Annotated in this window: 22 protein-coding genes; 7 read left to right on the top strand and 15 right to left on the bottom strand. The window is 70.7% G+C overall.

Going from position 1 to position 26989, the window contains the following annotated elements:
* Positions 1-93 precede the first annotated feature (93 nt).
* The 5 genes from LUU90_RS19360 to LUU90_RS19340 are packed head-to-tail and all read right to left on the bottom strand — an operon-like array spanning position 94 to position 7025.
* Positions 94-1530: a GH1 family beta-glucosidase gene (locus tag LUU90_RS19360; protein WP_275005442.1), complete on the bottom strand. Its 1437-nt coding sequence runs from the start codon at positions 1528-1530 to the stop codon at positions 94-96.
* On the bottom strand, positions 1527-3794 hold the full coding sequence (yicI, locus tag LUU90_RS19355; RefSeq protein ID WP_275005440.1) for an alpha-xylosidase: 2268 nt from the start codon (positions 3792-3794) through the stop codon (positions 1527-1529). The genes LUU90_RS19360 and yicI overlap by 4 nt, the downstream gene beginning before the upstream one ends.
* A gap of 55 nt (positions 3795-3849) precedes the next feature.
* The gene (locus LUU90_RS19350) at positions 3850-4746 is read right to left on the bottom strand and encodes a carbohydrate ABC transporter permease (protein ID WP_275005438.1); all 897 of its coding nucleotides are present in this window, start codon (positions 4744-4746) and stop codon (positions 3850-3852) included.
* 1 nt (position 4747) lies between these two features.
* Positions 4748-5728, bottom strand: a complete 981-nt coding sequence (locus LUU90_RS19345; RefSeq protein ID WP_275005436.1) for a carbohydrate ABC transporter permease — start codon at positions 5726-5728, stop codon at positions 4748-4750.
* Entirely contained in the window at positions 5721-7025 is a 1305-nt protein-coding gene (locus LUU90_RS19340; RefSeq protein WP_275005435.1) for an ABC transporter substrate-binding protein, read from the bottom strand. Before LUU90_RS19340 ends, LUU90_RS19345 begins: the two co-directional genes overlap by 8 nt.
* 295 nt (positions 7026-7320) lie before the next feature.
* On the opposite strand from LUU90_RS19340, the gene LUU90_RS19335 reads away from it, so the two are divergent.
* Positions 7321-8337 carry a LacI family DNA-binding transcriptional regulator gene (locus LUU90_RS19335; protein WP_275005433.1) on the top strand — a complete coding sequence of 339 codons (1017 nt, stop codon included), beginning with the start codon at positions 7321-7323 and terminating at the stop codon, positions 8335-8337.
* 20 nt (positions 8338-8357) lie between these two features.
* Here LUU90_RS19335 and LUU90_RS19330 read toward each other — a convergent pair whose 3' ends face one another.
* The 3 genes from LUU90_RS19330 to LUU90_RS19320 all read right to left on the bottom strand — a co-directional run bounded on the left by LUU90_RS19330 (position 8358) and on the right by LUU90_RS19320 (position 12024).
* Positions 8358-9341 (bottom strand): carbohydrate ABC transporter permease, encoded by a 984-nt coding sequence (locus tag LUU90_RS19330; protein WP_275005432.1) that lies wholly within the window; start codon positions 9339-9341, stop codon positions 8358-8360.
* Positions 9338-10300, bottom strand: coding sequence for an ABC transporter permease (locus LUU90_RS19325; RefSeq protein WP_275005573.1), 963 nt, complete (start codon positions 10298-10300; stop codon positions 9338-9340). The genes LUU90_RS19330 and LUU90_RS19325 overlap by 4 nt, the downstream gene beginning before the upstream one ends.
* Before the next feature lie 71 nt (positions 10301-10371).
* Positions 10372-12024, bottom strand: coding sequence for an extracellular solute-binding protein (locus tag LUU90_RS19320; RefSeq protein ID WP_275005431.1), 1653 nt, complete (start codon positions 12022-12024; stop codon positions 10372-10374).
* Between the two features lie 282 nt (positions 12025-12306).
* Between LUU90_RS19320 and LUU90_RS19315 the strand changes: the two genes are divergently transcribed.
* Positions 12307-14724, top strand: a complete 2418-nt coding sequence (locus LUU90_RS19315) for a glycoside hydrolase family 3 C-terminal domain-containing protein (protein ID WP_275005430.1) — start codon at positions 12307-12309, stop codon at positions 14722-14724.
* A gap of 18 nt (positions 14725-14742) precedes the next feature.
* Here LUU90_RS19315 and LUU90_RS19310 read toward each other — a convergent pair whose 3' ends face one another.
* The 3 genes from LUU90_RS19310 to LUU90_RS19300 all read right to left on the bottom strand — a co-directional run bounded on the left by LUU90_RS19310 (position 14743) and on the right by LUU90_RS19300 (position 17390).
* The gene (locus LUU90_RS19310; RefSeq protein WP_275005428.1) at positions 14743-15351 is read right to left on the bottom strand and encodes a GNAT family N-acetyltransferase; all 609 of its coding nucleotides are present in this window, start codon (positions 15349-15351) and stop codon (positions 14743-14745) included.
* Positions 15352-15436: 85 nt separating this feature from the next.
* Positions 15437-16057 (bottom strand): DUF402 domain-containing protein, encoded by a 621-nt coding sequence (locus LUU90_RS19305; protein WP_275005427.1) that lies wholly within the window; start codon positions 16055-16057, stop codon positions 15437-15439.
* A 79-nt stretch (positions 16058-16136) separates the two neighbouring features.
* Positions 16137-17390 carry an N-acetylglucosamine-6-phosphate deacetylase gene (locus LUU90_RS19300; protein WP_275005425.1) on the bottom strand — a complete coding sequence of 418 codons (1254 nt, stop codon included), beginning with the start codon at positions 17388-17390 and terminating at the stop codon, positions 16137-16139.
* A gap of 280 nt (positions 17391-17670) precedes the next feature.
* Here LUU90_RS19300 and LUU90_RS19295 point away from each other — a divergent pair, with 280 nt between their 5' ends.
* The 5 genes from LUU90_RS19295 to LUU90_RS19275 all read left to right on the top strand — a co-directional run bounded on the left by LUU90_RS19295 (position 17671) and on the right by LUU90_RS19275 (position 23924).
* Positions 17671-18978, top strand: a complete 1308-nt coding sequence (locus tag LUU90_RS19295; RefSeq protein WP_275005424.1) for an ABC transporter substrate-binding protein — start codon at positions 17671-17673, stop codon at positions 18976-18978.
* 53 nt (positions 18979-19031) lie between these two features.
* Complete coding sequence (locus LUU90_RS19290) at positions 19032-19967, top strand: carbohydrate ABC transporter permease (RefSeq protein WP_275005422.1); 936 nt, start codon at positions 19032-19034, stop codon at positions 19965-19967.
* A complete protein-coding gene (locus LUU90_RS19285) occupies positions 19967-20863 on the top strand; it encodes a carbohydrate ABC transporter permease (protein WP_275005420.1) in 897 nt (298 codons plus the stop codon). The genes LUU90_RS19290 and LUU90_RS19285 overlap by 1 nt, the downstream gene beginning before the upstream one ends.
* Complete coding sequence (locus LUU90_RS19280) at positions 20860-21822, top strand: aldo/keto reductase (RefSeq protein ID WP_275005418.1); 963 nt, start codon at positions 20860-20862, stop codon at positions 21820-21822. The genes LUU90_RS19285 and LUU90_RS19280 overlap by 4 nt, the downstream gene beginning before the upstream one ends.
* A 74-nt stretch (positions 21823-21896) precedes the next feature.
* The gene (locus LUU90_RS19275; RefSeq protein WP_275005417.1) at positions 21897-23924 is read left to right on the top strand and encodes a beta-galactosidase; all 2028 of its coding nucleotides are present in this window, start codon (positions 21897-21899) and stop codon (positions 23922-23924) included.
* Between the two features lie 79 nt (positions 23925-24003).
* Here the strand turns inward: LUU90_RS19275 and nucS are convergent, their stop codons facing one another.
* The 4 genes from nucS to atpD form a co-directional block, all read right to left on the bottom strand.
* The gene (gene nucS, locus LUU90_RS19270) at positions 24004-24699 is read right to left on the bottom strand and encodes an endonuclease NucS (protein ID WP_275005415.1); all 696 of its coding nucleotides are present in this window, start codon (positions 24697-24699) and stop codon (positions 24004-24006) included.
* Complete coding sequence (locus LUU90_RS19265; RefSeq protein ID WP_275005414.1) at positions 24699-25124, bottom strand: DUF2550 domain-containing protein; 426 nt, start codon at positions 25122-25124, stop codon at positions 24699-24701. Before LUU90_RS19265 ends, nucS begins: the two co-directional genes overlap by 1 nt.
* A 12-nt stretch (positions 25125-25136) precedes the next feature.
* Positions 25137-25397: a F0F1 ATP synthase subunit epsilon gene (locus tag LUU90_RS19260; RefSeq protein WP_275005412.1), complete on the bottom strand. Its 261-nt coding sequence runs from the start codon at positions 25395-25397 to the stop codon at positions 25137-25139.
* Between the two features lie 107 nt (positions 25398-25504).
* On the bottom strand, positions 25505-26980 hold the full coding sequence (gene atpD, locus LUU90_RS19255) for a F0F1 ATP synthase subunit beta (RefSeq protein ID WP_275005410.1): 1476 nt from the start codon (positions 26978-26980) through the stop codon (positions 25505-25507).
* Positions 26981-26989: the final 9 nt, after the last annotated feature.

The raw sequence follows: 26989 nt of genomic DNA, 5'->3' as shown, positions 1-26989 counted from the left end.
CAGGAGGTCGGCAACCCGGGTTACCGACCTCCTGACGTACTGCCGACCATCCGGGCCAGCCCCGCCCGGGGGCCCGCCCGCCGGACAGCCGTGCTATGCCGGGGAGACCTCGTCCACGGCCGGCAGGGTGCCCGTCGTGGCCAGACGCCGGTACCAGTGCGCGGAGTCCTTCCAGGTGCGCTCCAGGGTCTCGTAGTCGACCCGGATGATGCCGAACCGGCGGTCGTACCCGTACGCCCACTCGAAGTTGTCGAGCAGCGACCACGCGAAGTACCCGCGCACGTCCACGCCCTGGTCGCGCGCCTGGCCCAGCGCATCGACATGGTCGTGCAGGTACGAGACGCGCTTCTCGTCGTGCACGCGGGCCACGCCGTCCTCGGTCACCACGGTGTCCTCGAACGCCGCGCCGTTCTCCGTGACCATGAGCGGCTGGTCGGGGTAGGAGTCGCGCAGCGAGACCAGCAGGTCCGTCAGACCGGCGGGCTCGATGTTCCAGCCCATGGCGGTGTACGGGCCCGGCTGCGGCAGGAACTCGACGTCGTCCGCCGCGATCCAGGGGGTGCCGGCGGAGTCCTTGTGCCCGTCCGCCTGCTGACGCTCGCCCTCGCCGGAGTAGTGCTTGACCCGCGCCGTCGAGTAGTAGTTCACGCCCAGCACGTCCAGCGGCTGCTTCGTGATCTCCAGGTCGCCGTCGTGCACGAAGGACCAGTCGGTGACCGACGCCGTGTTCTCCAGCAGGTCGGCGGGGTACACGCCCTCCAGCACCGGTGCCAGGAACGCCCGGTTGGCCAGCGCGTCGACCTTGCGGACGGCGCCCTGGTCGGCCGACGACGACGGGTCGTCCGGCCGGAAGACGTGCAGGTTCAGCGTGATCGAGGTCTTCGCGGCCTCGCCGAGCACCTCGCGGATCTGCTGGACCGCGAGGCCGTGCGCCAGGTTCAGGTGGTGCACCGCCTGCAGCGCCGCCAGGGGCTCCGTGCGGCCCGGCGCGTGGACGCCCGAGCCGTAGCCCAGGTACGCCGTGCACCACGGCTCGTTGAGCGTGGTCCAGACGTCGATGCGGTCGCCCAGCTCCTCGGCCATCCGCCGCGCGTACCGCGCGAAGGCGTAGGCCGTCTCACGGTTGGTCCAGCCGCCGGCGTCCTCCAGCTCCTGCGGGAGGTCCCAGTGGTAGAGCGTCACCACGGGCTTGACGCCCGCGGCGATCAGCCCGTCCACGAGGTCGGAGTAGAACCGGATGCCCTCGGCGTTGAACTCCCCCGAGCCGCCCGGCTGCACGCGCGGCCAGGCGATGGAGAACCGGTACGCGCCAAGACCCAGGTTCTTGATGTGCTCGACGTCCTCCTGCCACCGGTGGAAGTGGTCGTCCGCGACGTCACCCGTGTCACCGTTCAGCGTCTTGCCGGGCGTGTGCGAGAACGTGTCCCAGATGGAGGGGCCGCGCCCACCCTCGGTCGCACCGCCCTCGATCTGGTACGACGCCGTCGCCGACCCCCAGAGGAAGTCCGCGGGGAAACTCCGTGCACTCACAGTGCCACCTCTCCCGGGCCGGTGGCCCGTACTGTCCGTCCTTCGTACTCGACGCCCCACTCGCCGGGGGCGTCATCGCTGGTCACATGAACAGCACCGGACGCGCACCGCACACGGAACGTCGCGGGGGCCCCGGTGCCGCCGGGAACCAGCACCTCTTCGTCGAACCCCTCGGGCAGACGGGTGCAGCGTAGCGTCACGCCCTCGGCCCAGGCGTAGTCGGGCCGGTCGTCGCGCGCCCCGACCGGCAGCACGGTACCGGGCCGCACGAGCACGGGGAGGCTGTCGTAGCCGTGCTCCTCGGCGGTCCAGCGCGGGCCGGTGACGGTCGGCGCCAGGCCCGCTGCCGTGACGTCGGGCAGGCGGGTCCACTCCCCCTCGGGGACGTAGTACTCGACCGCCGACTCGTGGAAGACCGGTGCGACCAGCAGCGACGGCCCCAGCATGTACTGCGTGTCGACGGACGCCGCCGTCCGGTCCTCGGGGAACTGCAGCACCATCGGGCGCATGACCGGCAGGCCCTCGCCCGCGGCCGTCACGCCGAGCCCGCCGAGATACGGCATGAGCCGGAGCTTCAGCTTCGTGAACTTCCGGGTGACGTCGACCGCCTCGTCGTCGAACGCCCACGGCACACGGTAGGAGCTCGAACCGTGCAGCCGGGAGTGCGAGGACAGCAGGCCGAAGGCCGCCCACCGCTTGAACACGGCCGGGTCGGGCGTGCCCTCGAAGCCGCCGATGTCGTGGCTCCAGTAGCCGAACCCGGACAGCGACAGCGACAGGCCCCCGCGCAGGGACTCCGCCATGGAGACGAACGTGGACTCGCAGTCGCCACCCCAGTGCACCGGGTAGGCCTGCGTGCCGGCGGTCGCGGCCCGCGCGAAGACGACCGCCTCGCCGCGCCCGCGCTCCTCCTCGAGCAGCTCGAAGACCACCTTGTTGTACAGCGACGCGTAGTAGTTGTGCATGCGCTGCGGGTCCGACCCGTCGTGCCAGACGACGTCGGTGGGGATGCGCTCGCCGAAGTCGGTCTTGAAGCTGTCCACGCCCTGGCGCAGGAGCACCCGCAGCTTGTCCTGGTACCAGGCGGTGGCGTCGGGGTTGGTGAAGTCGACCAGGGCCATGCCGGCCTGCCACTTGTCCCACTGCCACACGTCGCCCTCGGCCGTGGTGACCAGGTACCCCTTCTCCCGGCCCTCGCGGAAGAGGTGCGAGCGCTGGGCGATGTACGGGTTGATCCACACGCAGACCTTCAGGTCACGCTCGTGCAGCCGGGCGAGCATGCCCTCGGGGTCGGGGAACGTGGCCGGGTCCCACACGAAGTCGCACCAGTGGAACTGCCGCATCCAGAAGCAGTCGAAGTGGAACACCGACAGCGGGATGTCCCGCTCGGCCATGCCGTCGATGAAGCTCGTGACGGTGGCCTCGTCGTAGTTCGTCGTGAACGACGTCGAGAGCCACAGCCCGTACGACCAGGCGGGGACGATCGCGGGGCGACCCGTCAGGGCCGTGTACCGCCGCAGGATCTCGGCGGGCGTGGGCCCGTGGATCACGTAGTACTGGAGCGACTGCCCCGGCACCGAGAACTGGGTACGGCTGACGACCTCCGACCCCACCTCGAACGAGACCCGCTCCGGGTGGGCCACGAACACGCCGTAACCCCGGTCGGTCAGGTAGAACGGCACGTTCTTGTACGCCTGCTCGCTCGCGGTGCCGCCGTCCTCGTTCCAGACGTCCACGCTCTGGCCGTTCTTCACGAACGCGCCGAACCGCTCGCCCAGCCCGTAGACGTGCTCGCCGACGCCGAGCGCCAGCTGCTCGTGCACGAAGTCGCCGTCAGGCGTGCTCGCGATCCCGACGCTCCGGTCCGACGACGAGGTGAGCACCTCGCCGTCGGCCACGAAGTCGACGTGCCACGGGCCGTCGGTACCGACGCGGGCCGTGAGGCCGCCGGACGTGAGCTCGGCGGGGCCGGACTCGGGCACCACCACCTTGACCGCTCCCGGCTCACGGTTGACCGCGAAGTGCGGGCCGGGGTCGCGGCGGCCCTGGTGGTGCTCGATGCGCACGCCGATGACGTCGTCGGCCGGGGCGTCGAACGTGACCGTCACGGCCGGGCGGTTCAGGGTGTCACCACGCTTGGTGATCGGCGCGGTGGGCGCGTACACGGTCAGGGTGTTGTCGCCGGCCTCGACGGAGTCGATGTCCCGGGGACGCAGCATCTCGACGCCGGGGCGCAGCTGCCAGTAGCCGTCGGTGAATCTCATGGCTTGGGCCTCACTCGTTTCTGTTCGGCGTAGGGGTCCGTTGTGGTGCGCCCGGTCACTTGACCGCCCCGGCGGTCACGCCCCGGGTCAGGGTGCGCTGGAAGATGAGGAAGAACACGACGGCGGGCACGAGCGAGACGAGCGAGCCCGCGTTGATCGTCGGCGCGTCCATCATCCGGTCGCCCTGCAGCGATGCCAGGGCGATGGGGATGGTCTGGGTGTCGTTGCTGGTCAGCATCACCAGCGGGATGAAGAACTCGTTCCAGGTCCAGATGAAGAAGAAGATCATCAGGACCGAGAGCGTCGGCCGCACGATCGGGAAGACGACCTGCCAGAGGATGCGCCACCGGCTCGCGCCGTCGAGCGCCGCGGCCTCCAGCAGCGCCGGCGGGAACGTGCCCAGCACCGAGGACAGCAGGTAGGTGCCGAACGCCGACTGGATGACGGTGAAGATGATGATCACCGACCACTGCGAGTTCGAGAGCCCCACCGCCTGCGCCATGGTGAACAGCGGGTAGATCAGGGCCTCCTGCGGCAGCATGTTCGCCAGCAGGAACAGCGCGATGATCCACAGCCGCCCCTTCACCCGGCCGATGCCGATCGCGTAGGCGTTGAGCAGCGACAGCAGCGCTCCGAGCACGGCGACGACCGCGGAGATGAAGAACGAGTTCCACAGCTTCACCGGGAACTCGGTGCGCTCCCAGAACGCCACCACCCCGTCGAGGTACAGCCCGGACGGCCACGACAGCGGCCCGTTCGCCGCGTAGTCCTGCGGCGACTTGAACGCGTTCAGCAGCATGATCCCGAACGGCGCGAGGACCGCGAGGCCCACGAGCACCGCGACGGCCAGCACGAGCCAGCGGCCCGGACCGCGGCGGTAGCGGGAGTCGACGGCGGTGGTGCGCACCTGAGCCGCCGGTGAGGCCGGTCGCGCGTCTGTGGCGAGTGCCATGTCAGATCCCCTCCCTCTCACGTCGTTCGGCCCGGTTCTGCAGGCCGAGGATGACCGCTGCCACGACGACGATCACGAGCGTGAGCACCGTGGCGATCGCGGACCCGTAACCGACCTGGGACTTGTCGAAGAAGCTCAGGTACGAGTAGTAGCTCGGCACGAGGGTCGAGCTCTCCGGCCCACCGCGGGTGAGCACGTAGATCGGACCGAACACCTTGAGCGCCGCGACCGTGCAGGTCAGCGTCACGACGAAGATCTCCGGCCGGATCTGGGGCACCGTGATGGCCCGGAACCGGTCCCACCAGCCGGCGCCGTCGAGCTCGGCCGCCTCGTAGAGCTCCGGGTCCACGCGCTGCAGGGCGGCCATGAAGATGACCACCGGGTAGCCCATCTGGACCCAGATCAGCACGAGCATCACCGACGGCAGCGCTGTCGTGGGGTCACCGAGCCAGTTGGGCGGCGACTCGATGCCCACCCCGCGCAGGATCGCGTTGAGCGCGCCCGTCTGGGAGTTCAGGATCCAGTTCCACAGCACGCCCGCCACGGCGACGGGCAGGATCTGCGGCAGGTAGTAGGTGGCACGCAGCACCGACGAGACCCGCGCACCGAACCGCCGGCCGAGGTAGTCGAACAGCACGGCGGCGAGCACGAGGCCCAGCAGCGTGGGCACCAGCACCATCGCGACGATCATCGCCAGCGAGTTGCCGAACGACGTCCAGAACTTGTCGTCGCCCAGCAGGTCCACGTAGTTGCCCAGGCCGTTCCAACGCAGCGGCGCCATGCCGCCGCGCCACTTGAACAGGCTGAAGTACACGTTCGTCAGGAGCGGGTACCCGATCACCACGGCGAACGCGATCGCCCCTGGCAGCAGGTAGGGCAGGTACGCCACCCACTCCGCCCGACGGCGGCGGCGCGTACCGCCCGGGGCTCGCGGGCCGTCAGTGGCCCGCGAGCGCCGTTCGGTGAGAGTGCTGTCAGCCATCGAGCAGGTCGGCCTTGCCCTCGTCGTACGAGCTCTGGAGACCGTCCAGCACCTCGTCCGGGGTCTTGGACCGGTTGACCAGGGACTGCAGCTCGCTGACGATCACGTCGTAGTAGCCGGCCACTGGCCAGTCCGGGTAGTACGCGAGGCCGTCCTCGTCGAGGATCGCCTGGAAGTTCTCCGTGAGCTCGCGCGTGCGCTCGTCCTCGATGACCGAGGCGTCGCCCGCGACGGGCAGGCCACCCTCGACGGCGAGGATGTTCTGGACCTCGGGCCGGAGCGTGATGTCGATGAACTCCTCGGCGAGGCTCGGGGAGTCGGCGTTGGCCGGGACGACCCAGAGGTTGCCGGACGAGCCGGTGTGCAGCGTGTTGCCCGGGAAGTTGAACTGTCCCCAGTCGGCCTCGACCTCGGTCGCGAGGCGGCCGAACCACCAGGACCCGCTGACCATGAGCGGGTAGGTGCCGTCGATGAACGAGACGCCCATGTCCTCGGCCGTGAGCGCTGCCGAGTCGGAGGCGATGTAGCCCTTGTCGATCCACTCGTCGAGCTTCTCCGTGGCCTGGGTCATCGCCTCGTTGTGGAAGTCGACGTCGTTCGCGAAGAGCTGGTAGTCGTCGACGAGGGCGCGGTCGCCGTAGGCGAGGACGAGCTCGTACCAGAGCTGGCCGAGCGGGTACTCGGCGCCGGCCTCGGCCAGCGGCGTGATGCCCTCCTTCTTGAAGGCGGCCAGGACGTCCTCGAACTCGTCGAGGTTCGTCGGCACCTCGAGCCCGTGCTCGGCGAACATGTCCTTGTTGTAGTAGACGCCGACGAACTCGCCGTAGTTCGGCACCCCGTACCACTCGCCGGAACCCATGAGGCCCTGCTCGTCGTACGTCGCGGTGGTGGCCAGCGAGCCGGTGAGCTTCTCGTCCCAGCCGCGCTCGGTGGCGGCGTCGGTCAGCGGGGTCAGCAGGCCCTGCGCGGCGAGCTGGCCCGCCGTCGCGTTGCCCTTGTTGAACTCCATGACGTCCGGCACGTCGTCGCCCGTGAGCACGATCTTGGCGTTCTTCTGGATCTGCTCGAACGTCTGCTTCTCGACGTCGACCGTGACGTCGGGGTTCTCCTCCTCGAAGATCTCGATGGCCTCGGCCCAGGCCTTGCCCATCGCCGAGTCCTCGTTCTCGTAGTGCCAGATCGTCAGGGTGCTGTCGTCGGTGTCGCCACCGCCGCCGCTCTGGCCGGTGCAGCCGGTCAGGGCCAGGGCGCCGGCCATCGCGGCCGCCACGGCGGTCATAGTCCGCTGGTGCTTCATTGCATGTCTCCTTGATTCGCAGAGCCCGGTCGCGGGCTCAGTGCTCGACCTCGGTGGGCTGCATTGCCACCGCGCGACCCGACCTCTGCGTCACGATCGTCGAAGCGTTTCAACACGCTAACCCCAGTGCCCCGTAGGTGTCCAGTGCCACATGGGCACAAGTGGGCTAGGATTCCATCGAAGCGCTTACTTGGCATACGGCACACTGGAGTGCCCGGTGCCCGACGCGTACGACCTGCCACCGCACCGGACCCACTTCCAGGGCACACTGCGGTAACGATTCAAGAGGAGCACCGTGGCTACGATCGACGACGTCGCCAAGGCGGCGGGGGTCTCGACCTCCACCGTGTCCTACGTGCTGTCGGGCAAGCGGCCCATCTCCGCACCGACCCGGGCACGTGTCGAGCGCGCGATCGAGAAGCTCGGCTACCGGCCGCACGCCGGGGCACGGGCGCTCGCCTCGTCCCGCACCAACGTGATCGCCCTGATGGCGCCTCTGCGCGTGGGCGTGAGCGTGCCCGTCATCATGCAGTTCGTCGCGGGCGTCGTGACGCGTGCGCGGGACTTCGACCACGACGTGCTGCTGCTGACCCAGGACGACGTGAGCGGCCTCGACCGGGTGACCAGCGGCTCCATGGTCGACGCCCTGGTCATGATGGACATCGAGGCGGACGACCCGCGGGTGCCCCTCGTCGCGGCCGCCAAGCAGCCGACGGTGCTCATCGGCCTGCCGCAGGACCCCGAGGGCCTGAGCTGTGTGGACCTCGACTTCGAGGCCGCCGGCCGGCTCGCCGTCCGGCACCTCGTGAAGGCCGGCCACACCGACGTCGCCCTCATCGGTTCCCCGCCCGAGGTGCTGCGACGACACACGTCCTACGCCGAGCGGCTCATGCGAGGGCTGCGCGACCAGGCGAAGAGCTCCGGTGTGACGGTCAAGGTGGAGGCGTGCGACTCCACGCCCGCGGGCGCCTCGGAGGCCGTGGACACGCTGCTCGCCACCGCCCCGGAGACCACGGGGATCATCGTGCACAACGAGGGTGCGCTCCCCCACGTGCTGGCCCGCCTCGCCGAGCGCGGAGCAGTGGTCGGCACCGACATGTCCGTGGTGGCGGTCTGCCCCACCGACGTGGCGCTCTCGCAGCGGATCCCCATGACCAGCATCGACCTGCCCGCCGAGGACATCGGCAAGGTGGCCGTGGACATGGTGATGACGCGCCTCGAGGGCGAGCAGCCGTCCGAGACGAGGCTGCTCGCCCCCGTGCTCACCGAGCGCGAGAGCTCGGCGTACGGGCCCGCCGCCGGGCACGACTGACGGCGGGCGCCCCTGGCGCATCACCCCTTGATGGCCCCGAAGATCACGCCCTTCGTGAAGTGCCGCTGCACCATCGGGTACACCACGAGGATCGGGATGATCGCGAGCACCATCACGGCCATCTTCACGGGCAGACCGGTCACCGCGCCGTCGTCGACATCGACCTGGCCCACGCCGCTGCCCGGGAGGGTCACCCCCTGCAGCACGTAGGACCGCAGCACCAGCTGCAGCGGCCACTTCGCGTTGTCGTTGATGTAGAGCATCGCGTTGAAGAACGCGTTCCAGTAGCCGACGCCGTAGAACAGCGCGACGACCGCCACCACCGCCTTCGACATGGGCAGGACGATCTGGCCCAGGATGCGCCAGTCTCCCGCGCCGTCGATGCGGGCCGCATCCGTGATGGACCGGTCGATGCCCATGAAGAACGCCCGCAGGATCAGCACGTTGAACGCGCTGACCGCCCCCGGGAGGATGAGCGACCAGTAGCTGTCGATCAGCCCGAGGTTGCTCACCAGCAGGTAGGTGGGGATCATCCCCGCACCGAAGAACATGGTGATGAGGAAGAGGAACAGCACCGGCCGGTGGGCGAAGGAGCCCGGGCGGCTGAGCCCGTACGCCGCCAGCACGGACACCGTGGTGGAGAGCACCGTGCCGACCGTGGTGATCCCGATGCTGACGATGGTGGCTCGCGTGACGATCCCGCCGGACAGGATCTGCGTGTAGGCGGAGAGCGACAGGCCGCCCGGCACGATGACCAGGCCGCCGGACCGGACGACGTCCGCCTGTGTGGAGAGGCTGGTGAGCACCACCGTGTACAGGGGGAACAGCACGGTCAGCACGATGACCAGGAGGGCGACCCCCTTGACGACGAGCCCCAGCGGGTTGGGGTCCTCCTCCCAGACCGGGCGGTTCTTGCCGCGCAGCAGGGCGCGGTACCGGGCGGAGCGGCGGTACGGCTGCTTCGGCACCGGTTTCACGGCGACTGTCTCGGATTCGATTCTCATGCGCGTTGATACACCCCCGCCTCGCCCACGAGGTGGGCGAGCTTGTTGGCCCCGAGGACGAGGGCGAGCGAGACCAGACCCTTGACGAGCCCGGCGGCCGCCGCGAAGGCCCAGTCGCCGTTCACGACGCCCTGGTAGTAGACGAATGTGTCGAGCACCTCCGCGACGTCGACCCCGACCGCGCCGCGCTGGAGGATGAGCTGCTCGAACCCGACGGTGAGCGAGTCGCCCAGCCGCAGGATCAGCAGCAGGATGATCACCGGCCGCATCGCAGGCAGCGTCACGTGCCACATACGGCGCCATCGGCCCGCGCCGTCGACCACCGAGGCCTCGTAGAGCTGGGGGTCCACCGTCGCGAGCGCCGCGAGGAAGATGATGATCCCCCAGCCGGCGTCCTTCCAGACGGACTGCGCGGTGATGAGCAGCAGGAACGTGTCCGGGTTGGTCATCAGGTCGAAGCCCGAGTAACCCGCGTCGCGCATCCTGCTCGCGAGCACGCCGGCCCCGCCGAAGATCTGCTGGAAGATCGTCACGACGATCACCCAGGAGAAGAAGTGCGGCAGGTACACGATCGACTGGATCGTCGTGCGCAGGCCGGGTGTCAGGACGCTGTTCAGGAGCAGCGCCAGCACGATCGGCACCGGGAAGAAGAACACGAGCTGGAACGCCGTGATGACCAGCGTGTTCAGCACCGCGTCGAGGAACAGCGGGTTGGTGAAGACGCGCTCGAAGTTGGCCCATCCGATGAAAGGGCTGTTCCGGATGCCGACGTACGGCGAGTACTCCTGCCAGGCCACCACGTTGCCGGCCATCGGCACGTAGGCGAACACGGCCAGGAGCAGCACCGCCGGCGCCACCATGATCAGCAGGGAGCGGTCCCGCCGCATCCGCGTGGTCCAGGGGATCTTGCGGTGCGGCACACGGTCGGCCCGGTGTTCCGGGGGCGGTGTGCTCGCCATGCCGGCGGCGGTGTCCCCGGTGTCCGCGGCGCCGGGGGCCTCCTCGGTACTCGGCGTGGAGCTCGCGACGCTCACTTCTTGTCCAGGATTTCCTGGTAGAAAGCGCGCAGCTCCTCACCGCCGGAGCTGGTCCACGTGGCCACCGCGTCGTCGAGGTCGGCCATGGACTTGCGCCCGCGCGCGATGTCCTTCTCGAGGTCCTCGAACGGGGTCTTGAGCGAGGCGTACTGGGCGGGCTCGGTGATCTGCATGCCGTAGAACAGGTCCTCGACCAGGTACTGGGCGGCCTCGGCCTGCCAGGTGCAGAACGCCTCGACGAAACCGGGGTACTGCACCTTGGCGTTCACCACCGGCGGGTCCACCAGGAAGATGTACGACTGCGCGACCTCCGTGGCCGCCCGGTCGGTCGGCACGGGCAGGCCGTCCTCGTCGAGGGTGTAGTGCGTGCCCTCCACGCCGTAGTTGATGAGCTGGAACTCCTCGGTGCCGAAGGGCGAGGCCAGGAAGTCAGCGACGGCGAGCAGCTCCTCGATCCGCGCCGTGTCGTCGGTCTTCTTGAGGAACGAGAAGATGTTGACCGGGCTCCCCTTCCACAGCGCGGGCTCGCCGCCGTCGGCCGCGAAGAACGGGAACGGACGCTGGTCGTAGTCCGGGTTCGTCGTCTGCATCCGACCCAGCGCCTCGTGCCAGCCGCCCACACCGTCGGTGGTGATGAGGACCGCGCCGGACTCGAAGTTCGGCTTCGCGGCCTCGGGCCGGTCGGCCACGGCGTCGGGGTGCACGGCACCCGACTTGTACAGCTTGATCTGCCAGTCCAGCGCCGCCCGGTACTCCTCGGTCTCGATGCGGTGGATCAGCTTGCCCGCGTCGTCCAGCCTCCAGCGGTCCGACGGCGGCACCGCGAACATGATGTTCGCCGCGACCCACATGTCGTTCGCGCCCCAGCGCTTCTTGCCCGGGTCGGTGACCTCCTTGGCCAGCTCGAGCAGCTCGTCGGCCGTGGTCGGCGCGGCGTCGATGCCCAGCTCGGCGAAGATGTCCGCCCGGTGGAAGATCGCGTTGTTGATGACGTCGCCGGGGAACGGCAGCGCGTAGAGCTTGTCGTTGAACACACCGAACCGCCACGCGTCGGTCGGGAGGTTGGCGAGGTTCTTGTACTTCTTCACCTTGTCGCCCGCCAGGAAGGGCGTGAGGTCCTGGAACAGGGCGTCGACGGCCTGACCGAACCGCGGCGGGATGTTCCAGGTGGGCACGGACACCCAGTCGGGGACGTCCTTGGCGGACGCGAGGACGGCGGCGAGCTTGTCGCCGTAGGTGTTCCCGTCCGAGATCTGGAACTCGACGGTCGTCCCGAGTGCCTCGTTCACCGCGTCGAAGTACTCGTTGCCCCGCGTGGACGGGATGGTGCTCCACAGCGGCGTCATCGCCGTGTAGGTGCCGCCGGCCCCCGGCGGGGTCTCGAATGCGGTGACGAGCTCCTCGGGAATGCTGGCGTAGCCCGCGGTGGAGCCGTTGACGCTCGGGAAGTCCGGCTTCACGTACTCGATGGGCACGTAGGTGGGCAGGTTCGACGCGGTCACGGTCCCCGGTTCGACGGCAGGCCCGCCACCCGTGGTGGTACAGCCGGTGAGCAGGGACGGGACGCCGACGACACCGGCGCCGACCGCAAGAAAACCGAGGAACGACCGCCGGTCGAGCCGACCGGTCAGCAGAGGTGCTGTCATGGCTTTCACTCCTTCGTGGACAGCGCGGCACGTCAGTGTGCCCGGACCCGGCGAAGAGGAAGCGAATCAACGTCGAAGCGCTTCGACCTCCGTCGATGCCAGAACAGTAGGGCAAGGCCGCGAGAGGAAGCAATCATTTGTCCAGTTCTTTAACCCGATCGTGCTGTTGGGGCGTGGCTTCCCAGCATCCAGGCCGTTCGTGTGGCGTATCCTCCACCCTGACCGCACCGGCGCGGCCGCGGAACGGCGAGCGCCGGATCATTGAACCGTTTCGAGGACGACGTGCCACACGAGACCCAGCCCCTCTTCCGTGACCCCGCGGCGCCACTCGCCGACCGGGCCCGTGACCTCCTGGACCGCCTCACCCCTGAGGAGCGTCTGAGCCTGCTGCACCAGCACCAGCCCCCGATCGAACGGCTGGGCCTGGCAGCTTTCCACACCGGCGCGGAAGCGCTGCACGGCGTCGCGTGGCTCGGCCGCGCGACCGTACTGCCCCAGCCGGTCGGGCTGGGCGCGACGTGGGACGTCGACCTGCTCCGCCGGCTCGGCGACCTGGTCGCCACCGAGCTGCGGGCCAAGCACGCCGAGGACCCGGCGGTCTCGCTGAACGTCTGGGCACCCGTCGTGAACCCGCTGCGGCACCCGGCCTGGGGCCGCGGCGAGGAGGGGTACAGCGAGGAGCCCCGCCTCGTGTCCCAGCTCGCGACGGCGTACTGCCGCGGCCTGCGCGGGGACCACCCGACGGTCTGGAAGACGGTGCCGGCCCTGAAGCACTTCCTCGGGTACGGCAACGAGACGGATCGCTCGGCGACGTCGTCGAACCTGTCCGAGCGCACGCTGCACGAGTACGAGCTGCCCGCCTACCGTGGCCCGATCGAGGCAGGGGTGGCAGGGGCGGTCATGCCCTCGTACAACCTGGTCAACGGGGTTCCGGCCCATACCTCCGGCGACCTCCTGGCCGAGCTGCGGTCCTGGGCCCCGGGGTCGGTGGCCGTCGTGTCCGACGCGGGCGCGCCCACGTTCCTGGTCTCCGTCCAGCGGGCCTTCGCCTCCCACGCCGAGTCGCACGCGGCGGCCGTGCGGGCCGGCCTGGACTCGTTCACGGACAACGACGCCGACGCCTCCGTCACGCTGGACCGCCTCCGCGAGGCCCTGGCCGCCGGCCTGCTGTCGCAGGACGACGTCGACACCGCGGCCCTGCGCATGCTCGAGCTGCGGCTCCGTACGGGCGAGCTCGACGGGGCCGCGGACCCGTACGCGACCATCGGGCCCGAGGCCATCGATCTGCCCGAGCACCGCGTGCTGGCCCGCGAGGCGGCGGCGAAGTCCGTGGTGCTGCTGCACAACGACGGGACGCTGCCGCTCCGGGCGCCCGAGCGCATCACCGTCGTCGGCCCGCTGGCCGACCGGGTGCTGACCGACTGGTACTCCGGCACCCCGCCGTACACGGTCTCCCTCGCTCGCGCGGTCGCCGACCGGTACCCCGACGCCGTCGTGGAGGTCGCCGACGGGTCGGACCGGGTGGCCCTGCACGCGGCATCGACGGGCAGGTACGTGACGGTCACCGCCGAGGGCGAGGTGACGGTCTCGGCGTCCGACGCGGGCAAGGAGACCCACCTCGACGTCACCGACTGGGGCGACGGCCTGCTCACGTTCGGCTCGGTGGCCTCGGGCCGCCTCCTGACGGGTGCGGGCTGGATCCTGCGAGCCGACGCCGAACGTGTCGGCGGCTGGGTGGTGCAGGAGTCGTTCCGGCGGCACCATCACGCCGACGGCACCTGGTCGTTGCACCACGTGGCGAGCGGACGATGGGTGCGGGTGCAGCGCGGATCCGGACTGCTGGCTGCGGACGGCACCCGCCTGGCGGACGCCGAGCGGTTCACGTGGCGCACGGTCGCGTCGGGGCACGCGGAGATCACGCGGGCGGCGACGGGCGCCGACGTCGTGCTCGTGGCGGCCGGCAACGACCCCCACCTGGGCGGACGCGAGACCGAGGACCGGACCAGCCTCGAGCTGCCCGCCTCGATGGCCGAGACCTGGCGCGTGGCCCGCGAGGCCTGCCCGGCGGCCGTGCTGGTGCTGACCTCGTCCTACCCGTACGTGCTCGGACCAGGGCTGCCCGGCGCCGGGGGCACGCCCGGGGCGCTCGTCTGGGCCTCGCACGGCGGGCAGGAGGTCGGGAACGGGCTGGTCGACGTACTGTCCGGGGACGCGGAGCCCTACGGACGGCTCGCGCAGACCTGGCCGGCGACCGAGGCCCAGGCCGGCGACCTGTTCGACTACGACGTCGCCCGCCAGGGTGTCACCTACCGGCACCTGGCGGACGAGCCCGCCTATTGGTTCGGGCACGGGCTGAGCTACACGACCGTCGGGTACGAGGGTCTGCGGCTGGTGCAGGACGGCGGCACCACCGCGGTCGTCACCGTGCACAACTCCGGGGACCGGCCTGTGGACGAGCTCGTCGCGGTCCACGGCCTGTCACCCGACCTGCCGGTGCCCGCGGCGGCGCGGCAGCTGCTCGGGTACGCCCGGGTCCGGCTGACGCCGGGCGCACTCGCCGAGGTGCCGGTCCCGCTGGACCTGGGTGCGCTCGCCGTCCGGCACGACGGCGCCATGGTGCTGCAGCCCGGCACCTACACGGTGGCGTCCGGGCCGTCGGCCGGAGACCTCCGGGTGCGGGCCGAGCTCACCGTCGGTTGAGGCCACCTCGACCGCGGGCTACGGGAGCTCGCGGTCGAGGAGCGCGTAGATCACCTCGTTGGACCAGACGCCGTCACGCAGGTCGTTCTCCAGGAGGTGCGCCTCGCGGCGCATGCCGAGCCGCTCGGCCACGCGGACCGAGGCGAGGTTCTCCTCGTCGATCCGCGCGTACACCCGGTGGAAGCCGTACCTGGTGAAGGCGAGCTCCAGGGTGGCGCGGGCGGCCTCGGTCGCGAGGCCGCGCCCGGTCACGTCGGGGTGCAGGCCGTAGCCGAGCTCGGCCTGGCGTGGGCCCGGTGCCCACTTGAGCATCGCCTCGCCGACGACGGCGCCGTCGACCTCGATCGCCAGCACCAGAACGTCGCCCACCTCCTCGAACGGCGCGTTCGACCAGGTGCGGAGCTTCGTCTCCGCCGTCGGCCGGTCCCACGGGGGCTGGTACATGAACTGCACGACGTCGGGGCGCGAGCGCCAGCCGAGAAACGCCTCGGCGTCGGCGGCGACCACCGGACGGAGGCTGAGGCGGTCGGTGGCCAGGGGCCACTCACGGGCCGGTCGGGCCGAGCCGGGTGCGGTGCGGGCGGTGGGGTCGGGGACGGGCCTGGGGAGCGGCGAGGTAGAAGGCACGGTCCGACCGTAGCGCCCTGCGTCGGCTGAGCCACCGGTATTACCCCACCGGCCACCGGATGGTCTGCCCGCCGGTACGTCGAGGTCAGCGTGTCTCGAACGGCACGCTCGCCCAGCCTGCGGGGATCTCGCGAGGCTGCCACGCCGGGTCGGGCGTCCAGTCGGCCCAGGCCTTGTCCCACCAGAGCTCGCCGGCGTCGAGCAGGCGGGCGATCCGGTCGCCCTCGGCACGGATCTGGTCCATGCGGCCCGGATAGCGTGCCGGCCCGGTCTCCTCGAACTCGGGCACGTCCTTGAACTCGTAGGTCTCGGCGTCGGCGCCCCACCAGACGTCCAGCTCGTGGTCGAGCGTGTCGAACCCCATGGGGGTGCGGCGGGGCGCGTCCTCGAGGTTGAAGTACCAACCCTGGAAGGCACGCTGGGGCCCGGCCCAGAACAGGAAGAGGGAGTGCTCCACCCCGGCCCAGTGCAGCTCGAGCCGGCCGTGGCCGCGCCAGTGCGTGCTGCCCGAGAGCTTCCACGGGTGCTCCCCCACCGGGAACGTGCCCGTCTCCGGGTACACCATCGGGGTGCCGCCAGGGGTGTAGGTGACGAGCAGGTCGCCGTCGTCCTGGACGCACACCTGCGGGATCGCGATCCACGGTTCGCCCCGCATGATCTCGCGGCGCACTACCGTCTGGCCGGGCTGGAACACGGGAACCGTCATGCCCGGCACGTTAACAGCGGTCGGTTACGCGACGGCGACCACGACATCAACGCGCGTGGCGCCCACCCATCCGGACCGGTCAGGGGCGGGCTACGTCGAGTCCGTGGCGCAGGACGCGGAGCGGGCGCAGGGTCGCGTCCGTCACGAGGACGTCGGCGCGGGCACCGGGCTCCAGGCTGCCGACCTCGCCGGTCAGCCCCAGGACCCGAGCAGGCACGGCGGTGGCGGACCGCACGGCGTCGGGCAGGGGGACGCCCGCGGCCACGGCACAGCGCACGACGTCGATCAGGTGCGCGGTGCCCCCCGCGATCGCCCCCTCCGCCGGGGCGCCGGACGGGTCCGCCTCCGGCACCACGCGGGCGACGCCGTCGAGCACCTGCACCGACATGGGGCCCAGCTCGTAACGGCCGTCGGCCATGCCGGCCGCCGCCATCGCATCGGTCACCAGGGCCACCTGGTCGGCGCCCACCATGTCGAACACCGAGCGGACCGTCGCGGCGTCGAGGTGCACGCCGTCGCCGATGAGCTCGACGACCATGGCACCACGGGCCGCGGCCGCCAGGCATGCGGCGATGGGGCCCGGCCGGCGGTGGTGCAGCGGACGCATCCCGTTGAACAGGTGCGTGGCCGTCATCGGCCCGAGTGCACTGCCCGCGGCGGCCAGGGCGTCCGTCACCTGCGCGATCAGCGCCTCCGCCTGCTCGGTGCTGCCGTCGGTGTGCCCCAGGGAGGGCAGCGCGCCGACGTCGACCAGCGCCTCGGCGACACCACCGGGACCGGTCACGCCGGGCACCTCGGGCGCGACGGTCATGGTGCGGAGGAACCCGCGGGCCGCCTCGGCCAGGTCCCGCACCAGCTCGCTGCTGCCTTCTTGCAGGTCAGCCGGGTTGTGTGCGCCCCGGCGGCGGTGCGACAGGAACGGCCCCTCGACGTGCAGGCCCTCGATCTCGCCGGCCACCGCGAGCTCGGCCAGCACCGCGGCACGCTTCAGCAGCACCTCGGGCCGGGCCGTCACGAGCGACGCGAGCAGGGCGGTCGTGCCGTGACGGCGGTGCTCGAGCACACCCGCCAGCGCCTCGTCGGCAGTGGTGACGTCCGGGAACGAGACGCCGCCCCCACCGTGGTTGTGCAGGTCCACGAGCCCGGGCAGCACGTACGTCTCGGGAGCGGGCGGCACGGTCTCGACGGCGGGGCCGTAGCCGGTCGCCAGGGCGTCGGACACCGAGCCGGCGAACGTGACCCGGCCACCCGAGGCGACGACGACGCCGTCGTCCACCACCGAGGAGGGCCGGACCAGACGACCACGCACCACGAGAGCACCGGAATCAGTCATGCGGACATCCTGCCAGGGTCCCGACAGGGGCCGGTCGCCGTCCCGTCCGGCGGTCTGACCTGCCCGAGGACACGTCCGGGGCGTCATCGACGCGCAACCGCTTCGACGCACTGAGCCTCGGCCCCGGCTGTCATATCCGGCCGGAAGCTGCCCGAAAGCAGGAGCCTCCTGGTGGGACGGGCCTTGACAGCCCTGTTTTCGCCTGGCAATGATGCTACCTATTCATCGAAGCGCTTCGCGCAGCTGCGAGAGCCTTCACCGCACGTCAAGGAAGATGTGAATGATGCGTAGGACTGTCCCGGCCATGGCCACGCTCTCAGCAGTCGCCCTCGCGCTCGCCGCCTGCTCGTCCGGCACCGGCTCCGGAGGCGACGATGCCGGCCCCGACGGCCCCATCACCCTCGACTACTGGGCGTGGGGCACGGCGCAACAGCCCATGGTGGACGCCTGGAACGCCGCCCACCCGGACATCCAGGTGAAGCGGACCGACGCCGGTGGCGGGACCGACTCGTCGGCCAAGCTGGTGACCGCCACCCGTGCGGGCAACGCTCCTGACGTCGCGATCGTCGAGTACAACACCCTGCCGGCGATGATCGTGGCCGGGGTCGCCGCCGACATCTCCGAGCACGCCGACGGGCTCGAGGAGGAGTTCGCCCCCGGCGTGTGGAGCCAGGTCACCTTCGACGGCGCCACCTACGGGGTGCCGCAGGACGCGGGCCCCCAGGCCCTGACCTACAACAAGGCCCGGTTCGACGAGCTCGGCATCGAGGTCCCGACCACCTGGGAGGAGTTCGCCGAGGCGGCGGAGACGGTCCACGAGGCCGACCCCGACTCCTACATCACCACCTTCGCCCCGGCCGAGTTCGGCGGGTTCGCCGGGTACGCGCAGCAGGCAGGCGCGGAGTGGTGGTCGGTCGACGGCGACACCTGGACGGTCGACTTCGACGACGACGCGTCCGTCGCGGTGGCCGACTACTGGCAGGACCTCATCGACCGCGACCTGGTGCTGGCCGAGCCCTTGCTCACTCCCGAGTGGAACGCGAAGGTCAACCAGGGCGAGGTGCTCTCGTGGCCCGCGGGCCTCTGGGCCGCCGGCGTGCTCTACGGCATCGCCGAGGAGAGCGCGGGCGACTGGGCGATGGCCCCGCTCCCGCAGTGGGAGGAGGGCGACCCCGCGGTCGGTTTCCAGGGCGGATCCGCCGTCGTGGTGACGACGTCCACCGAGCACGCGGAGGCCGCCGCCGAGTTCGCCCGGTGGATGGGCACCGCCGACGAGGCCTCCGCGGCCCAGATCGAGCAGGGCCAGTACCCTGCCTCGCTCGCCGGCCAGGAGCTGACCCTGGAGAGCGACCCGCCCCTGCTCATGCCGCAGCAGGAGGACTACTGGGAGACCGCCGCGGAGATCACGCGGACCACGATCCCGGAGATCAGCTGGGGACCCAACGTCAACGTCGCGTCGAGCGCGTTCCAGGACGCCATGTCGACGGCGGTCACGGACGGCGCGCCCCTGCGCGACGTCCTGACCACGACCGAGGACGAGGTCGTCGAGGACATGAGGACCACCGGCTTCGAGGTCACCCAGAAGTAACACCCCGGGCCGGCGGCAACGCCGGCACCCGGCCTGCGAAGGAGCAGCCCGCCATGAGCGCCGTCACCGACCCGCCCTCGCTCGCGTACCGCCGTGCGCGCCGCCGTTGGGCAGCCCCGTACCTCTTCCTCCTGCCCGCAGGGGTCCTGTTCATCGCCTTCCTCGCGATCCCGATCTGCTACGCGCTCTACCTGAGCTTCCGCGGGATGCGCATGGCGGGCGGCGGCCCGTTCGGCGTCCGCCAGGAGACCTGGGTGGGGCTGGACAACTACGTCGCGGCGTTCACCGCTCCCGAGCTCCTCGCGGGGCTGGGCCGCCTCGCGATCTACGGCATCATCGCGGTCCCCCTCACCCTGGGGCTCGCGCTGACCTTCGCCCTGCTGCTCGACCTGCCGCGGGTGCGGGGCGCCCGGTTCGCCCGCACCGCGATCTTCATCCCGTACGCGGTGCCGGGCGTCGTGGCCACGCTCCTGTGGGGCTTCCTCTACCTGCCCTCGACGAGCCCGGGCAACTGGATCCTCGAGCGGGTGGGGCTCGACGGCGTCGACGTGCTGCACGGCGGCATGCTCTTCCCGGCAGTCGCCAACATCGCGGTCTGGGGTGGGGTCGGCTTCAACATGATCATCCTGTACACCTCGCTGCGCGGTATCCCCGCGGACGTGTACGAGGCGGCACGACTCGACGGTGCGAGCGAGTGGGACATCGCCTACCGGATCAAGATCCCGCTGGTCGCGCCGGCGCTGGTCCTGACCGGGCTGTTCGCCCTCATCGGCACGCTCCAGGTGTACGGCGAGCCCACGACGCTCCGGCCGATGACGAGCGAGATCTCCCAGACCTGGGTGCCGCTGATGATGATCTACCGCGACGCCTTCACCCGGGACAACCTGTCGCTCGCCGCCGCGTCGTCGGTCGCCCTCGCTCTCGGCACGCTCGTCGTGTCGGTCATCCTGCTGCGCCTGACGCAGAAGCGTTCGTTCGGAGAGTCCTGATGAGCACCGCCACCATGTCCCGCCCCGCGGGCGGCCGGCGCCTCGTCGCCGACCGCCCCCGCCCTCGACCGCGTGGCGCGATCCTGCCGACCGTGGTCCTGGTGCTCGGCGCCCTGTACTGCCTCGTCCCCGTGGTCTGGGTGCTGGTCGCCTCGACCAAGTCCAGCTCCGAGCTCTTCTCGACCTTCACCTTCCTGCCCGGCAGCGGGCTGGTCGAGAACCTGGGCGACCTGTTCGCGTACGGCGACGGCCAGTACGCGCAGTGGGCGCTCAACAGCCTCGTCTTCGCGGGTGTGGGCGCGGTCGCGTGCACCCTCGTCTCGACGATGGCCGGCTACGCGCTGGCCAAGTACGACTTCCCGGGACGCCAGGTCGTGTTCTACGCGATCCTCGGCGGCGTGCTGCTGCCGGGCATCACGCTGGCCATCCCGCAGTACCTGCTGATGTCGAAGATCGGCCTGGCCGGCACGTACTGGTCGGTGCTGCTGCCGTGCCTCATCTCGCCGTTCGGCATCTTCCTGGCCCGGGTCTACGCCGTCTCGGCCGTGCCGACCGAGACGATGGAGGCGGCGCGCATCGACGGCGCGAACGACACGCGCGTCTTCGTCTCCGTCGCCCTGCCGATGATGGTGCCCGGCATGGTGACGATCTTCCTGCTGCAGTTCGTGGGCATCTGGAACAACTTCCTGCTGCCGTTCATCATGCTGTCGGACGAACGGATGTACCCGCTCACCGTCGGCCTGTACACGCTGCTGTCCAAGGGCTCCGGGACGCCGTCTCTCTACACCCTGGCGATCATCGGGTCGGCGGTGGCGATCATCCCGCTCGTCGCGATGATGCTCGTGCTGCAGCGCTACTGGCGCCTGGACCTGATCAGCGGAGGGCTGAAGGGATGAGCGCCGCGTTCACCGAGCACGTGCTGGGAGCCACCGGCCTGCGCGTTCCCGCCGTGGTCCTGGGAACGTCCGGTATCGGACGCCGGCTCGACGCCGCAGGTGCCACCACCGTGCTGCACGCCGCCGCCGCGTCGGGATGGAGCACGTGGGACACCAGCAACGAGTACGGCGAGGCCGAGGCGTTCATCGGCTCTGCCCTCGCGGGCCTGGGCGCCACGGCGGGCGGCACAGCGGGTGTCGCGGAGGACGGTGCCGTGCAGGTGTTCACCAAGGTCGATCCCGTGCCCGGTACCGGCGACTTCTCGGGAGCCCGCGTCCGCGCGTCGGTCGCCGAGTCCCTCGACCGCCTGGGCCTCGACCGGCTGCCACTGGTGCACTTCCACGACCCGGAACGCATGGCGTTCGCCGACGCCATGGCGCCCGACGGACCCGTCCGCGCCCTGCTCGGGCTGCGTGATGCGGGCGTGATCGACCACCTCGGGGTGGCCGGCGGACCGATCGGGCTGCTGCGGCAGTACGTCGCCACCGGCGAGTTCGAGGCGGTCGTGACGCACAACCGCCTCACGCTCCTGGACCGGTCGGCCGAGACCCTGCTCGACGACTGCGCCGACCGAGGCGTGGGCGTCCTCAACGCCGCCCCGTTCGGCGGCGGCGCCCTCGCCGACGACGACGGACCCGTGCGCAGCTACCACTACCGCGACGTCGACCCCGTCCAGCGGGACGCCGTCCTGAGGATCCGCGCGGTCGCTCGTGCGGCGGGGCTTCCCGTGGGCGCGCTGGCGCTGCGCGCGGGAAACCGTGACCCGAGGGTCGCGGGGACGATCGTCGGGGTGTCGAGCGTCGCCCAGCTCACCCAGGTCACGGCCTGGGCCGACGCCGACGTGCCGGACGACATCTGGCCCGAGCTCGACGCCGCCCTGCCCGACCGGGCCCACTGGGCCGGTGAGCTCGGCCGGTGAGCTCGGCCGGTGACCGCAGCCGCCGCCCACCCTTCGCTCGACTGTCCCACCCACCACCGACCCGAGGACGACCCATGACGGTTCCCTTCGTACCCGACCGCCTGCTCTTCGGCGGCGACTACAACCCCGAGCAGTGGCCGCGCGAGGTCTGGGCCGAGGACATGGCGCTGATGCGCCGGGCAGGCGTGAACACCGTGACCATCGGGGTCTTCTCGTGGGCCGCGCTCGAGCCGCGCGAAGGAGAGTTCGAGCCGGGCTGGCTGGACGACGTCGTCGCGCTCCTCGACACGAACGGCATCGGGTTCTTCCTCGCGACGCCCACCGCGTCCCCGCCGCCGTGGTTCACCCGGGCGCACCCGGACGCCCTGCCGGTGCGGGCCGACGGGACGTACGTCTCCCACGGCTCGCGCGACACGTACGCGATCAGCGCACCCGCCTACCGCCAGGCAGCACGCCGCGTCGCGCGGTTCCTCGCCGAGCGGTACGGCGACCACCCGCACCTGCGGGGCTGGCACGTGCACAACGAGTACGGCACCATCGACCACGGCCCGCACGCCGCGGCTGCCTTCCGCCGCTGGCTCCAGGGGCGGTACGCCTCGCTCGAGGCGCTCAACGACGCCTGGTACACGGCGTTCTGGTCCCAGCGGTACGACGACTGGGAAGAGATCCTGCCGCCGCGCACCACGCAGTACCTGGCCAACCCGGCCCACGCCGTGGACTTCAAGCGGTTCTGCTCCGACGAGATGCTCGCGGCGTGCACCGAGCAGCGGGACGAGATCCGCACGGCCGGCTCGACGGCACCGGTCACGACGAACTTCATGCAGCCGACCTGGGACCACCTCAACCAGTGGGACTGGAGCGAACAGCTGGACCTCGCCTCCGTCGACCACTATCTCGACACACCCGGCCCGGACGGCGAGGCCCAGGTCGCGTACGGCGCCGACCTGACCCGTGCGTGGGGTGACGGCCCGTGGTTGCTCATGGAGCAGAGCGCGTCCGGTATCCGGGTCGGTGCGCGGCAGTCGTTCAAGGACCCCGACCGGATGATCCGCAACTCCCTGGGCTACGTCGCCCGGGGTTCCCAGGGCGCACTGTTCTTCCAGTGGCGGGCATCGGCCGGCGGCTCGGAGACGTGGCACAGCGCGATGGTGCCGCACGCGGGTCCGCAGAGCCGCACCTACGAGGGCGTCGCCGAGCTGGGCGCGCTCCTCGGACGGCTCCAGGAGATCGCGGAGCCGCCCCAGGACGGGCCGGTCGTCGAGGCCGACGTCGCGATCCTGTGGGACGCCAACGGCCGGTGGTCGCTCCAGACGCCGCACCTGCCGAACGACGACCTCGACTACACGACCGAGGTCCGTGCGACGCACCGCGCCCTGTGGCGCGCCGGGGTCGCCGCCGACTTCGCGCGCCCGGGCGCCGACGTCGGCCGCTACCGGGTGCTGTTCGTGCCGACCCTGATGGCACTGGACGCCGACACCGTGGCGTGGCTGACCCGGTACGTCGAGTCCGGTGGGCACCTCGTCGTCGGGCGGTTCACCGGCGTCGCGGACGAGCACCAGCGAGTGGTCCCCGGCGGCTACCCCGGCCGGCTCCGTGACCTGCTGGGCGTCCGGGTCACCGAGCATCTTCCCCTCGCACCGGACGAGACGCAGGAGCTCAGCGACGGGTCCGTCGTCGAGCAGTGGACCGAGCGGATGGACCCGCCCCAGGCGAAGGTCGTCGCCACGTACGCCCAGGGGCCCCTCGCCGGCCTGCCGGCCGTCACGCGCCGCCGTGTCGGGGACGGCGCCGCGACGTACGTCTCGACGCGGATGGTCCAGGAGTCGTGGGACGGGTTCGTGGGGGCGCTGCTCGCGGAGCACGACGTACGTGCCGTGGTCCCCGAGGCGGCCGGCACCGGGGTCGAGGCGATCCGCCGTCGCGGCGCGGAGGCCACGTACCTCTTCCTGCTGCACCACGGCGACCGGCCGGTCCGGGTAGCCGGTCCGGGCCACGATCTCGTCACGGACGCCCCGACGGACGACGGCATCGTGCTGCCCGCCGGCGGGTACGCCGTCGTCCGGGAGGCACCCGACGCCGCGTGGTCGGTGACGCCGCTGTAGCCCGCACTGCTCGCCGTCGGTCGCCGTCGGTCGAGCTTGTCGGGACCGGTCTCGACAAGCTCGACCAGCGACGTCGGAGTCAGAAGAGGCGGGACTCCGGGTCGTCCACGCCGCGCATCGCGTCGTAGTCGAGCAGGAGCGTCGCGATGCCGCGGTCCTTGGCCAGCACGCGAGCCTGCGGCTTGATCTCCTGGGCGGCGTACACGCCGCGGACGGGTGCCAGCATCGGGTCGCGGTTCAGCAGCTCGAGGTACCGCGTGAGCTGCTCGACGCCGTCGATGTCGCCGCGGCGCTTGATCTCCACGGCGACCGTGGAGCCCGAGCCGTCCCGCGCGAGGATGTCCACGGGGCCGATGGCGGTGGGGTACTCACGGCGAACCAGGGTGTGCCCGGCGCCCAGCAGGGCGATCTGCTCGGCGAGCAGCTCCTGCAGGTGCGCCTCGACGCCGTCCTTCACGAGGCCGGGGTCGATGCCCAGATCGTGCGCGGAGTCGTGGTGCACCGTGAACAGCTCGACCTCGAGCCGGTCGTCCGACTTGGCGTGCTGCACCGTCCACACCTCGGTGACGCCGCGCGCGGCGGCCTCCTCGGACGGCGCGCGCACGGCGAGCGTGCACGGCGGGCTCATCCAGTTCAGCGGCTTGTACGAGCCGCCGTCGGAGTGAATCAGCACGCTTCCGTCAGCCTTGACCACGAGCAGCCGGGTAGCCGGCGGGAGCATCGCGGTCAGGCGGCCCGTGTAGAGGGCGGAGCAGTCGGCCACGACCAGCCGCATCAGAGAACCAGATCCTGTCGTCCGGGAGGGGCGGCCTCGAGCCAGGAGGCGAGGCCGAAGTAGTCGCCGGCGGCGAGATCGAGCTCGAAGTCGAGCCCGTCGTACCGGCACTGGACGAGGTAGTGGTCACCCTGACCACGCTCGTCCGGGTCCAGCGGGGTGCGGCCGGTGACGACCAGCCGCTCCCGGTACCACGTGCGGGCCGGACGGGGTGACAGCGACCAGCACCGCCACCACTCGATCCGGCCCACCGCGTACTGGGCGATGCCCGGCGTCCAGGAACCCTCGGGGTTACCGGTCGGCCGGGCATTGCAGTTGAACGAACCCACTCTGCGAGAGAGTGTCCGCAGTCGGGAGATACCCGCCGCGAGCACAAGCGCGAGCGCGCCGAGCACCGCTATCGCGATCCAGATGACGCCCGGCACTCGCGCTCTCCCTCAGACCAGGGAGATCTCGTCGACCACAAGGGTGACGAGGTTGTTGTCAACGGACACGAAACCGCCGGTGACCTGCGCCTCGACGGCCGGACCCGAAGCCGTGTCGACCTTGATCACGCCGGGGCGAAGCACAGCCAGCAGCGGCGTGTGGTTCGCCAGGATGCCGATCTGGCCGTCCGCGGACGGCGCGCTCACCTGGGTCGCCGCACCGCTCCAGACCTTACGGTCCCGGGACACGAGGTCCACGCTCAGCTCTGCCACGAGAGCTCCTTCCGATGTAGCGGGCGTGATGCCGCCCCTGCCGGGTTGCCTGATTCTGGCATGCCCAGCGGGGCGGCATCACGCACGGGGGGGAGGTGTCCGAGGCGTCAGGCCCCGTACTCCTTCTGGATCCGTGCCCAGTTCTCCTCGAGCATCTCAAGTCCACCGATGTTGTAGAAGGCCTGCTCGGCGATGTGGTCGAACTCACCGTCGGCGATCTTCTTGAATGCCTCGATGGTCTCCGACAGAGGCACCGTCGAGCCCACCACACCCGTGAACTTCTCGGCCATGTACGTGTTCTGGGAGAGGAACTGCTCGATGCGGCGCGCACGCGCGACGACCGTCTTGTCCTCTTCCGAGAGCTCGTCCACACCGAGGATCGCGATGATGTCCTGCAGCTCCTTGTTGCGCTGCAGGATCGACTTCACGCGGGTCGCCACGTCGTAGTGCTCCTGGCCCACGTAGCGCGGGTCGAGGATGCGGGACGTCGAGGCCAGCGGGTCGATCGCCGGGTACAGACCCTTCGACGCGATCTCTCGGGAGAGCTCGGTCGTGGCGTCCAGGTGGGCGAACGTCGTCGCCGGGGCCGGGTCGGTGTAGTCGTCAGCGGGCACGTAGATGGCCTGGAGCGACGTGATGGAGTGACCGCGCGTCGAGGTGATGCGCTCCTGGAGGAGGCCCATCTCGTCGGCCAGGTTCGGCTGGTAACCCACGGCGGACGGCATACGGCCGAGCAGCGTGGAGACCTCGGAACCGGCCTGCGTGAAGCGGAAGATGTTGTCGATGAAGAGCAGCACGTCCTGCTGCTGCACGTCACGGAAGTACTCCGCCATCGTCAGGGCCGACAGGGCGACGCGCAGACGCGTGCCCGGCGGCTCGTCCATCTGGCCGAAGACGAGGGCCGTCTTGTCGAAGACACCCGCCTCGTCCATCTCGGCGATCAGGTCGTTGCCCTCACGGGTGCGCTCGCCGACACCGGCGAACACGGACACACCACCGTGGTCCTGGGCGACACGCTGGATCATCTCCTGGATGAGGACCGTCTTGCCGACGCCCGCACCACCGAAGAGACCGATCTTGCCACCCTGGACATACGGGGTGAGCAGGTCGATGGACTTGATGCCCGTCTCGAACATCGTGGTCTTCGACTCGAGCTGGTCGAAGGCCGGAGCCTTGCGGTGGATCGGCCAGCGCTCGGTGACCTCGAACTTCTCGCCCTCGGCGAGGTTCAGGACGTCGCCGGTCACGTTGAAGACCCTGCCCTTGGTGATGTCACCGACGGGCACGCTGATGGGCTCGCCCGTGTCGGTCACCACGGCGCCGCGGACCAGGCCGTCGGTCGGCTTCAGGGCGATGGCGCGCACCAGGGAGTCACCCAGGTGCTGCTCGACCTCGAGCGTCAGCACGGACTTGTTCTCGCCCTTGCCGGACAGGTCGATCTCGACGGTCAGCGCGTTGTAGATCTCAGGGATCGCGTCATCGGGAAACTCGATGTCCACGACGGGTCCGATCACCCGAGCGACCCGGCCGGTGCCGGAGCCGCTCGTGTGCTCGACCGTGGGTTCCACGGTGGTGGCGGTCATACTTGCCTC

This window comes from Promicromonospora iranensis (genome assembly GCF_028994775.1).
Classification (GTDB): domain Bacteria; phylum Actinomycetota; class Actinomycetes; order Actinomycetales; family Cellulomonadaceae; genus Promicromonospora; species Promicromonospora iranensis_A.
This window is presented reverse-complemented; position numbering and strand designations above follow the sequence as displayed.